The organism is Sulfitobacter sp. HI0129, from assembly GCF_001635395.1.
GTDB lineage: Bacteria > Pseudomonadota > Alphaproteobacteria > Rhodobacterales > Rhodobacteraceae > Sulfitobacter.
Map to the genome: position 1 here is coordinate 1 of NZ_LWGH01000279.1, position 7,361 is coordinate 7,361.

At 64.7% G+C, this 7,361-nt stretch carries 9 protein-coding genes; 3 read left to right on the forward strand and 6 right to left on the reverse strand.

Annotated features, from left to right (window positions below):
* Together A3764_RS05970 and A3764_RS05975 are read left to right on the forward strand one after the other, a co-directional pair.
* Positions 1-278: AIR carboxylase family protein (locus tag A3764_RS05970; RefSeq protein WP_201722405.1), on the forward strand; the 278-nt coding region annotated here is incomplete at its 5' end.
* On the forward strand, positions 271-1,344 hold the full coding sequence (locus A3764_RS05975) for a 5-(carboxyamino)imidazole ribonucleotide synthase (RefSeq protein WP_067920357.1): 1,074 nt from the start codon (positions 271-273) through the stop codon (positions 1,342-1,344). The genes A3764_RS05970 and A3764_RS05975, both read left to right, overlap by 8 nt.
* Positions 1,345-1,356: 12 nt before the next feature.
* Here the strand turns inward: A3764_RS05975 and A3764_RS05980 are convergent, their stop codons facing one another.
* Both A3764_RS05980 and A3764_RS05985 read right to left on the reverse strand, forming a co-directional pair.
* Positions 1,357-2,499, reverse strand: coding sequence for an alpha-D-ribose 1-methylphosphonate 5-triphosphate diphosphatase (locus A3764_RS05980; RefSeq protein ID WP_067920355.1), 1,143 nt, complete (start codon positions 2,497-2,499; stop codon positions 1,357-1,359).
* Positions 2,486-3,277 carry an alpha/beta fold hydrolase gene (locus tag A3764_RS05985; protein ID WP_082850942.1) on the reverse strand — a complete coding sequence of 264 codons (792 nt, stop codon included), beginning with the start codon at positions 3,275-3,277 and terminating at the stop codon, positions 2,486-2,488. The genes A3764_RS05980 and A3764_RS05985 overlap by 14 nt, the downstream gene beginning before the upstream one ends.
* A gap of 69 nt (positions 3,278-3,346) precedes the next feature.
* On the opposite strand from A3764_RS05985, the gene A3764_RS05990 reads away from it, so the two are divergent.
* Positions 3,347-3,826, forward strand: a complete 480-nt coding sequence (locus A3764_RS05990; RefSeq protein ID WP_067920354.1) for an NUDIX domain-containing protein — start codon at positions 3,347-3,349, stop codon at positions 3,824-3,826.
* On the opposite strand, the gene A3764_RS05995 is transcribed toward A3764_RS05990, so the two are convergent.
* The 4 genes from A3764_RS05995 to A3764_RS06010 form a co-directional block, all read right to left on the reverse strand.
* On the reverse strand, positions 3,792-4,640 hold the full coding sequence (locus A3764_RS05995; RefSeq protein WP_067920352.1) for a DMT family transporter: 849 nt from the start codon (positions 4,638-4,640) through the stop codon (positions 3,792-3,794). The genes A3764_RS05990 and A3764_RS05995 overlap by 35 nt on opposite strands.
* Positions 4,641-4,762: 122 nt before the next feature.
* Entirely contained in the window at positions 4,763-6,406 is a 1,644-nt protein-coding gene (groL, locus tag A3764_RS06000; RefSeq protein ID WP_067920350.1) for a chaperonin GroEL, read from the reverse strand.
* A 74-nt stretch (positions 6,407-6,480) separates the two neighbouring features.
* A complete protein-coding gene (locus tag A3764_RS06005) occupies positions 6,481-6,768 on the reverse strand; it encodes a co-chaperone GroES (protein ID WP_067920348.1) in 288 nt (95 codons plus the stop codon).
* A gap of 168 nt (positions 6,769-6,936) precedes the next feature.
* Positions 6,937-7,361, reverse strand: a 425-nt coding sequence (locus A3764_RS06010; RefSeq protein ID WP_150122087.1) for a DUF2161 domain-containing phosphodiesterase, incomplete at its 5' end; no start/stop codon positions are given.

Genomic DNA, 7,361 nt, shown 5'->3' on the forward strand with positions numbered 1-7,361 from the left:
ATCTGCCCGGCATGATGGCTTCGAAGACGCGGGTGCCCGTGATCGGGGTTCCGGTCCAGACCAAGGCGCTGTCGGGTGTCGATTCCCTCTATTCCATCGTGCAGATGCCGCGCGGCTATCCGGTCGCCACCATGGCGATCGGCAGCGCGGGGGCGGCCAATGCCGCGCTGATGGCGGCGGGCATCCTTGCCCTGTCGGATGAGGCGCTTGGCCAGCGGCTCGATGATTGGCGCAGGGCGCTGAGCGCCTCCATCCCTGAAAGCCCCACCGATGACTGAACCGCTGAAGACCGGCGCCGTTATCGGCATCCTCGGCGGGGGGCAGCTGGGCCGGATGCTCGCCGTCGCCGCGGCGCGACTGGGCCTGCGGGTCCATGTCTTCGAACCGGCCGAGGCGTGCCCGGCGGCCGACGTGGCCCACGCGGTGACGCAGGCCGCTTACGATGACGAAGCAGCGCTGCGCGCCTTTGCCGAGGCGGTGGACGTCGTCACCTACGAGTTCGAGAACATTCCGACCGAAGCGCTGGACGTGATCGAGCAACTTCGCCCGATCCGCCCGGGCCGGGAGGCGCTGCGCGTGTCGCAGGACCGGCTGACCGAGAAGACCTTTCTGCAGGAACTCGGCCTGCAGGTGGCGCCCTTTGCGCACGTCGATGACCTTTCCGGGCTGCGGGCCGCCCTGTCTGATATCGGCGCGCCCGCCATCCTGAAGACGCGGCGCTTCGGCTACGACGGCAAGGGCCAGTCGCGGCTGCGCAGCGAAGATGACGCCGAGAGCGCGATTGCCGACATGGCAGGCGCGCCAGCCCTGCTCGAAGGGTTCGTCGACTTCAGCCACGAGGTGTCGGTGATCGCGGCGCGGGGGCTCGACGGGCGCGTCGCCTGCTATGACCCCGGCGAGAACCTCCATCGCGAGGGCATTTTGCGCACCACCACCGTCCCCGCCCGGCTGAGCATGGTGCAGCGCACGGATGCCGTGTTGCTTGCGGGGCGGATCCTGAATGCGCTGGATTACGTGGGCGTCATGGGGGTGGAGCTTTTCGTGACCGCGCAGGGCCTCATCGTGAACGAGATCGCCCCCCGGGTGCATAACTCCGGCCATTGGACGCAGAATGGCTGCACCGTGGACCAGTTCGAACAGCATATCCGCGCCATCGCGGGCTGGCCGCTGGGCGATGGATCGCGCCATGCCGACGTGGTGATGGAGAACCTGATCGGGGAAGACATGGACCGGGTGCCGGAGCTTGCCGCCGAACCCCGCACCGCGCTGCATCTTTATGGCAAGGTCGAGGTCAAGCAGGGCCGCAAGATGGGTCACGTCAACAGGATCGTGGAAGCGGGCTGAGACACGTCGGGATCAGCGCAAAAACCGCGCGCCGACCTCACCGGCCATATAGGTGACCTTTCCTCCGGCAATCGTCGCCGCGACCCGCTTGGTTCTGGCATCAAGTACAGTAATGTCGGCACGCATCCCCGGCTTCAGAATACCGCGATCCGTCAGCCCCAGTACCCCCGCCGGCCCGGAAGAGACCAGCCCCCATGCGGTTGCGAAATCCACCGCGCCGCTTTCGGCCAGCATCAGGGCGGCCCGGCGCGGGGACGGGTAATGGTAATCCGAGGCCAGCGCATCGCATTGGCCCATCATCACCACATCGAGCGCCGAAAGATTGCCGTTGTGCGACCCGCCCCGTACCACGTTAGGGGCCCCCATCAAAACGGCGTCGCCCCCGGCATGGCCCGCTTCGGCGGCCTCCAGCGTTTCGGGGAACTCGGCGATCCCCACACCCCGCGCCCGCCACGCCGCGCGCTGGTCGGCGTCCCGGTCATCGTGGCTACCCATGGTGATGCCCCGCTCCGCCAGAATGGCGCAGAGCCGGTCGAGCGCCATGGGCACTTCGGATCGGCGCGCGTGCAGATCCTGCATGAGCTTCAGATGGCTTTCGGGGCTGCGCCCGGCCTTCAGCGCCTGCCCGGTGAGCCGTTTGGGCATGCGCCCCGCCGCCAGGCGGTCGTGCGGCAGGTGATCATTGAACACGATGTAATCCGCGCCCCATTCGGTCATCTGGTCGGGCAGGCCATCGTAGAGATCGAGCAGATTGACCTCGAACCGGAGTTGGCCCCGCAGGTCGGTGGGCAGGGTCGGGCCGGTATCGCGGATGGCGCCGAAAACCTTGGCCGCGAATTCCGGGCCGCGCAACCCGCCTTCCCAACTGACGAACTGGGCGAGAACGGCGGTGGTGATGCCATTGGCCGCAAGCTCCGCCTCGGCTGCGACGAGGCCCTCGTCAATCTGCTTCATCGCGCCCCGGCGCGGCGCCATGTGACGCTCGAAAGCATCGCCATGCAGATCCACGATGCCCGGCAGGACAAGAAAACCGGATAGATCGACGCTACGGCCCGCCCGCTCGTCGGCGATCAAACCGTCGGCGATGGACAGATCCCCCCGGTGCAGGCCTTCGGGGCTCAGCACCTCGGCCCCGATCAGATCAAGGCTGACCATCCGGCGCGTCCACCCCCGGCAGGCAGCCCCCTTCGGGGCATTGCAGCGTTTCGAGAACCGCGTCGATCCAGTTCATGCTGCGATCGAACCGCCCGTTGTTCAGAAATTCCATGGTCTGGGCGATGACGCGCGGGTTGTTCATCATGAACGTATGCGTCACCGGCAAGACGATATGATCCTTCATGCCCGCCACCTTGGTGGAGGCCACGGAAACCTTGCCGTCATCGGGGCCGGGAAGCAGCGAGGAGAAATAGGGGTTCAGCGATTGTGACCCGGCGATCACACCGAGTTCGAACGTGACCGGGGGAAGGCTGGCGGGCAAGCCCTCCGCCCCGGTGGCCATCTGCGCGCCCGCCGGACCGTTCATCCATTCGAAGGCGGCGATGTCGTCCAGTTCGTCCACCACTTCGCTGCCCTGGTTCGGCGGCGCCAGCATGACTACCCGGCCAATGCGTGACGCATCGTTTTCGGAGACCCAGTAGCGCAGAAGGATGCCGCCCATGGAATGGGTCACGAAATCGACTTTTTCGGTGCCGCAGGCATTGATCGCCGCCGGTACGGTATTGCGCGCCAGTTTCTCGACCGTCGCCTCCGTGGAAGGGTAGCCGGGGCGTTCGACCCGGTAGCCTTCGGCCTCCAAGGCCGCTTCCATCAGGGCAAAGGAAGTCTCGGTCCGCGCGAGCCCATGCAGCAGCACCACGCAATCGGCTTTTGCGACCGGCGCGACGCAGGCAGACAGCAGGAATGATCCCACCAGTAGGGCAATGCGGGTTTTCATGGGCTTCAGATAGACTGAATCGGGCGAACGTGAAATGGTCCCCCGGTGTGACCTTACGAAAGTCCGCCGATGCCCGCCGATCTGCCCGACGCCAGCGCCTGCCCCCGCCTCGCGGTGCGGGCCATCCTGATGCACGAAAACCGGGTGCTGATGGTAAACGCCTATCCCGATGGGCAAAGCCCCCTGATGTGCGCCCCCGGCGGCGGGGTCGAAGCGGGCAGTTCCCTGCCCGAAAACCTGCTGCGGGAGGTGCACGAAGAGACGGGGCTACGCATCGTCGTGGGCGCGCCCTGCCTCGTGAACGAGTTTCACGTGCCCGGCGGCAGCTTTCACCAGGTGGATGTGTACTTTCGCTGCGAACTGGCGCCGGGAACACAGGCAAACCCAGATCCGGCGTGGGAAGATACCCAGCGCATCGTGAGCGACAGGCGCTGGCTGACCGAAGCGGAACTGGCGCAAATCCCGCATAAGCCCGACAGCCTGCGGGCGGTGGCCTTCGGGCGGGACGGGACGGTCAGCTACGACCCGCTGGAACCGCTCGTCCGGTGACGGCCCAGAAGATGCCGCCCACCACCAACGCGGCCGCAGCGAGCGTGAGGACACTGGGCATCTCCCCCAAAAGCAAAGCGCCCGCGAGGATCGCGATGATCGGCACGCTGAGCTGGACAACGGCGGCGACAGATTGGTCGAGCCTTGGCAGAACACTGTACCACAGCGCATAGCCAAGCCCCGAGGTCAGCCCCCCGCAGACGATCCCCAGCCCTACGCCGATAAGGCCGAACCGAAGCCCGGTGCCGACCAGCAGCACAAGGAGGATGGGCAGGCAGAGCAGGAAATTCGCCGAAGTGGCCGCCAGCGGGTCGGACGCCGCCCGGCCCGAGATGGTATAGACCGCCCACCCCAGCCCAGCGACGATCATCAGCGCCGCGCCCACCGGGTCGGCCTGCCCGCCCGGCCCAGGCCAGAGCGCGAGCATAAGGCCCGCGAAGGCGACCCCCGCCCCTGTCAGTTGTCGCAAGGTGGGCGGCACCCCCCTCAATGCTGCATGGGCGAACATGGTGATCTGGACCACCCCGAAGAGGATCAGGGCGCCCAGCCCCGCGTCGAGGGTCATATAGGCGAGGGAAAACCCGATCATATAGGCCGCGAGGCTGAAGGCCCCCGGCAGCCGGTTGCGCCGTAACAACGGCAGCCCTCCGCCGCGCAGGCTCAGCACCATGCCAAGCACCACGGCCCCGGCCAGCACCCGTATCAGCGCAAAGGCGGCAGCATCGATATGCCCCCCGTCCACCGCCATGCGGGTCAGGATGGAATTTGCCGCGAAAGCGGTCATCGTCAGAAGAGTGAGAAGGGCAAGGCGCATGGCCTTGCGTACCCTGCCCTGCAGACTTTGGCAAAGCCCGGTTGCGGGCTTCGTGAACGATCCGTGAAACGCAAAAGGCGCGCCCGGGGGGCGCGCCTTCCGAAAGTTACCCGGGGGGCAGATTACATCATGCCGCCCATGCCGCCCATGTCGGGCATGCCGCCGCCGGCGCTTGCGCCTTCTTTCTGCGGCTTGTCAGCGACCATTGCTTCGGTCGTGATCAGCAGACCGGCGATGGAGGCCGCATCCTGCAGAGCGGTACGCACGACCTTTGCCGGGTCGATGACGCCGAACTTGAACATGTCGCCATATTCTTCGGTCTGGGCGTTGAAGCCGAAGGCCAGATCGTTGCTTTCGCGGATCTTGCCGGCCACGACGGAACCGTCGACGCCTGCGTTTTCCGCGATCTGACGCAGCGGTGCTTCCAGCGCCTTGCGCACGATGGAGATACCGACGTTCTGATCAGAGTTGTCGCCGGTGAGACCTTCGAGCTTCTTGCCGGCCTGAACCAGTGCGACACCGCCGCCAACGACGATACCTTCCTGTACGGCTGCGCGTGTGGCGTTCAGCGCGTCATCGACGCGATCCTTGCGCTCTTTCACTTCGACTTCGGTCATGCCGCCGACGCGGATGACGGCAACGCCGCCCGCCAGCTTGGCAACACGTTCCTGCAGCTTCTCGCGGTCGTAGTCGGATGTGGTTTCTTCGATCTGGTTGCGGATCTGGGCCACGCGTGCCTCGATCTCACCCTTCTCGCCAGCACCGTCGACGACAGTTGTCTCGTCCTTGGTGATGGAAACCTTCTTGGCGGAGCCCAGCATGTCCATGGTCACGGACTCGAGCTTCATGCCGAGGTCTTCGGAGATCACCTGACCGCCTGTCAGAATCGCGAGGTCCTGCAGCATGGCCTTGCGACGGTCACCGAAGCCGGGTGCCTTGACGGCAGCGATCTTCAGACCACCGCGCAGCTTGTTCACGACGAGTGTCGCCAGGGCTTCGCCCTCGACGTCTTCGGCGATGATCAGCAGCGGCTTCTGGGACTGGATGACCTGCTCGAGCAGCGGAACCATCGGCTGAAGGCTCGACAGCTTCTTTTCATGCAGCAGGATGATCGCGTCTTCGAGTTCGACGGTCATCTTGTCGGCGTTGGTGACGAAGTAGGGGCTCAGGTAGCCGCGGTCGAACTGCATGCCTTCGACGACGTCGGTTTCTGTTTCCAGACCCTTGTTCTCTTCGACGGTGATGACACCCTCGTTGCCGACCTTCTGCATCGCATCCGCGATCTGGCGGCCGATTTCCGATTCGCCGTTGGCGGAGATGGTGCCAACCTGCGCGACTTCGTCGCTGTCGGTCACGTCACGGGCCGCGGCGCGGATGGCTTCGACGACCTTGGTGGTGGCCAGATCGATGCCGCGCTTGAGGTCCATCGGGTTCATGCCCGCTGCGACCGACTTCATGCCTTCCTTGACGATGGCCTGAGCCAGCACGGTGGCGGTGGTTGTACCGTCGCCCGCTTCGTCGTTGGTGCGCTGGGCCACTTCCTTGACCATTTGCGCGCCCATGTTTTCGAACTTGTCCTCAAGCTCGATCTCTTTCGCCACGGAAACACCGTCCTTGGTGATGCGCGGTGCGCCGAAAGATTTGTCCAGAACCACGTTGCGGCCCTTGGGGCCCAGCGTGACTTTCACCGCGTCGGCAAGGATGTTCACACCCTTGAGCATCCGGTTGCGGGCATCGGTGTCGAATTTGACGTCCTTAGCAGCCATGTTTCTTCTCCATATGTCTTTGAATTGATGTCGGCGTCATGTGGTCGGGTAACGGTTTACCCGGTCTCCCGTGGTCAGGAGATGATCCCCATGATGTCGCTTTCCTTCATCATCAGCAGTTCTTCGCCATCCAGCGTGACTTCTGTGCCGGACCATTTGCCGAACAGGATCTTGTCACCGGGTTTCACGGCCATCTCGATCAGTTCGCCGCTGTCCTTGCGGGCGCCATCGCCGCAGGCAACGACTTCACCTTCGGAGGGCTTTTCCTTGGCGGAATCGGGGATGATCAGACCGCCCTTGGTCTTTTCTTCGCTTTCGGTGCGACGTACCAGCACGCGGTCATGAAGCGGTTTCAATGCCATCTTTGCAGCTCCTTGAGGCTCAAAGTTACTTCCAATCGACTGCGCCCCCGGCTGGGGCCTTTCAGTCATTAGCACTCAACCTCACTGAGTGCTAATGGCGCATAGCTAGGGATAGGCGCTGAACCTGTCAACACGGCAAATAAGAGAAATTGCGATGGTATTGCCGGTCTAGTCGCTGCCTAGCAGGCGACCCGCGGTCTGGACCGCTTCGGCCCCCGTCGGGGTAAGGCCATATATGCCTTTGTCGACTTTTTCAAACCATCCGTAATGATTGTCCCGCATCATGCGCGTGGCAGGGGTGACGCCGGTTTCCCGCGCCACCATCGCGCCCTTGCTGGCCCCCGCTTCGAAAAGATAGACGGCCAGCTTCAATGCGTCCTGTCGATAGGCCGTCACCAGCCCTGCGCGGGTCTGGCCCCCGTCGTTGGGATCCCCCTGCCGGCGGGCAAACTCCCGCAGGAGCCGCCCCGACTTGCGCGCGGACTTGCGCGGCGCATAGGGGCCGGGGTCGCAATGCACCTCGACCAGACCGTCGGACAGGCGCACGGTGATCAGGCCCAGCCCCAACCGCCTTGCCAGCGCGGTGTTGTCCT

Bases quoted from the DNA above. Each gene is read 5' to 3' on its own strand.
- A3764_RS05980 (WP_067920355.1), bottom strand. From the start codon at position 2,499: ATGGTCAGCCTTGATCTGATCGGGGCCGAGGTGCTGAGCCCCGAAGGC.
- A3764_RS05975 (WP_067920357.1), top strand. From the start codon at position 271: ATGACTGAACCGCTGAAGACCGGCGCCGTTATCGGCATCCTCGGCGGG.
- A3764_RS05990 (WP_067920354.1), top strand. From the start codon at position 3,347: ATGCCCGCCGATCTGCCCGACGCCAGCGCCTGCCCCCGCCTCGCGGTG.
- A3764_RS05985 (WP_082850942.1), bottom strand. From the start codon at position 3,277: ATGAAAACCCGCATTGCCCTACTGGTGGGATCATTCCTGCTGTCTGCC.
- A3764_RS06005 (WP_067920348.1), bottom strand. From the start codon at position 6,768: ATGGCATTGAAACCGCTTCATGACCGCGTGCTGGTACGTCGCACCGAA.
- A3764_RS05995 (WP_067920352.1), bottom strand. From the start codon at position 4,640: ATGCGCCTTGCCCTTCTCACTCTTCTGACGATGACCGCTTTCGCGGCA.
- groL (WP_067920350.1), bottom strand. From the start codon at position 6,406: ATGGCTGCTAAGGACGTCAAATTCGACACCGATGCCCGCAACCGGATG.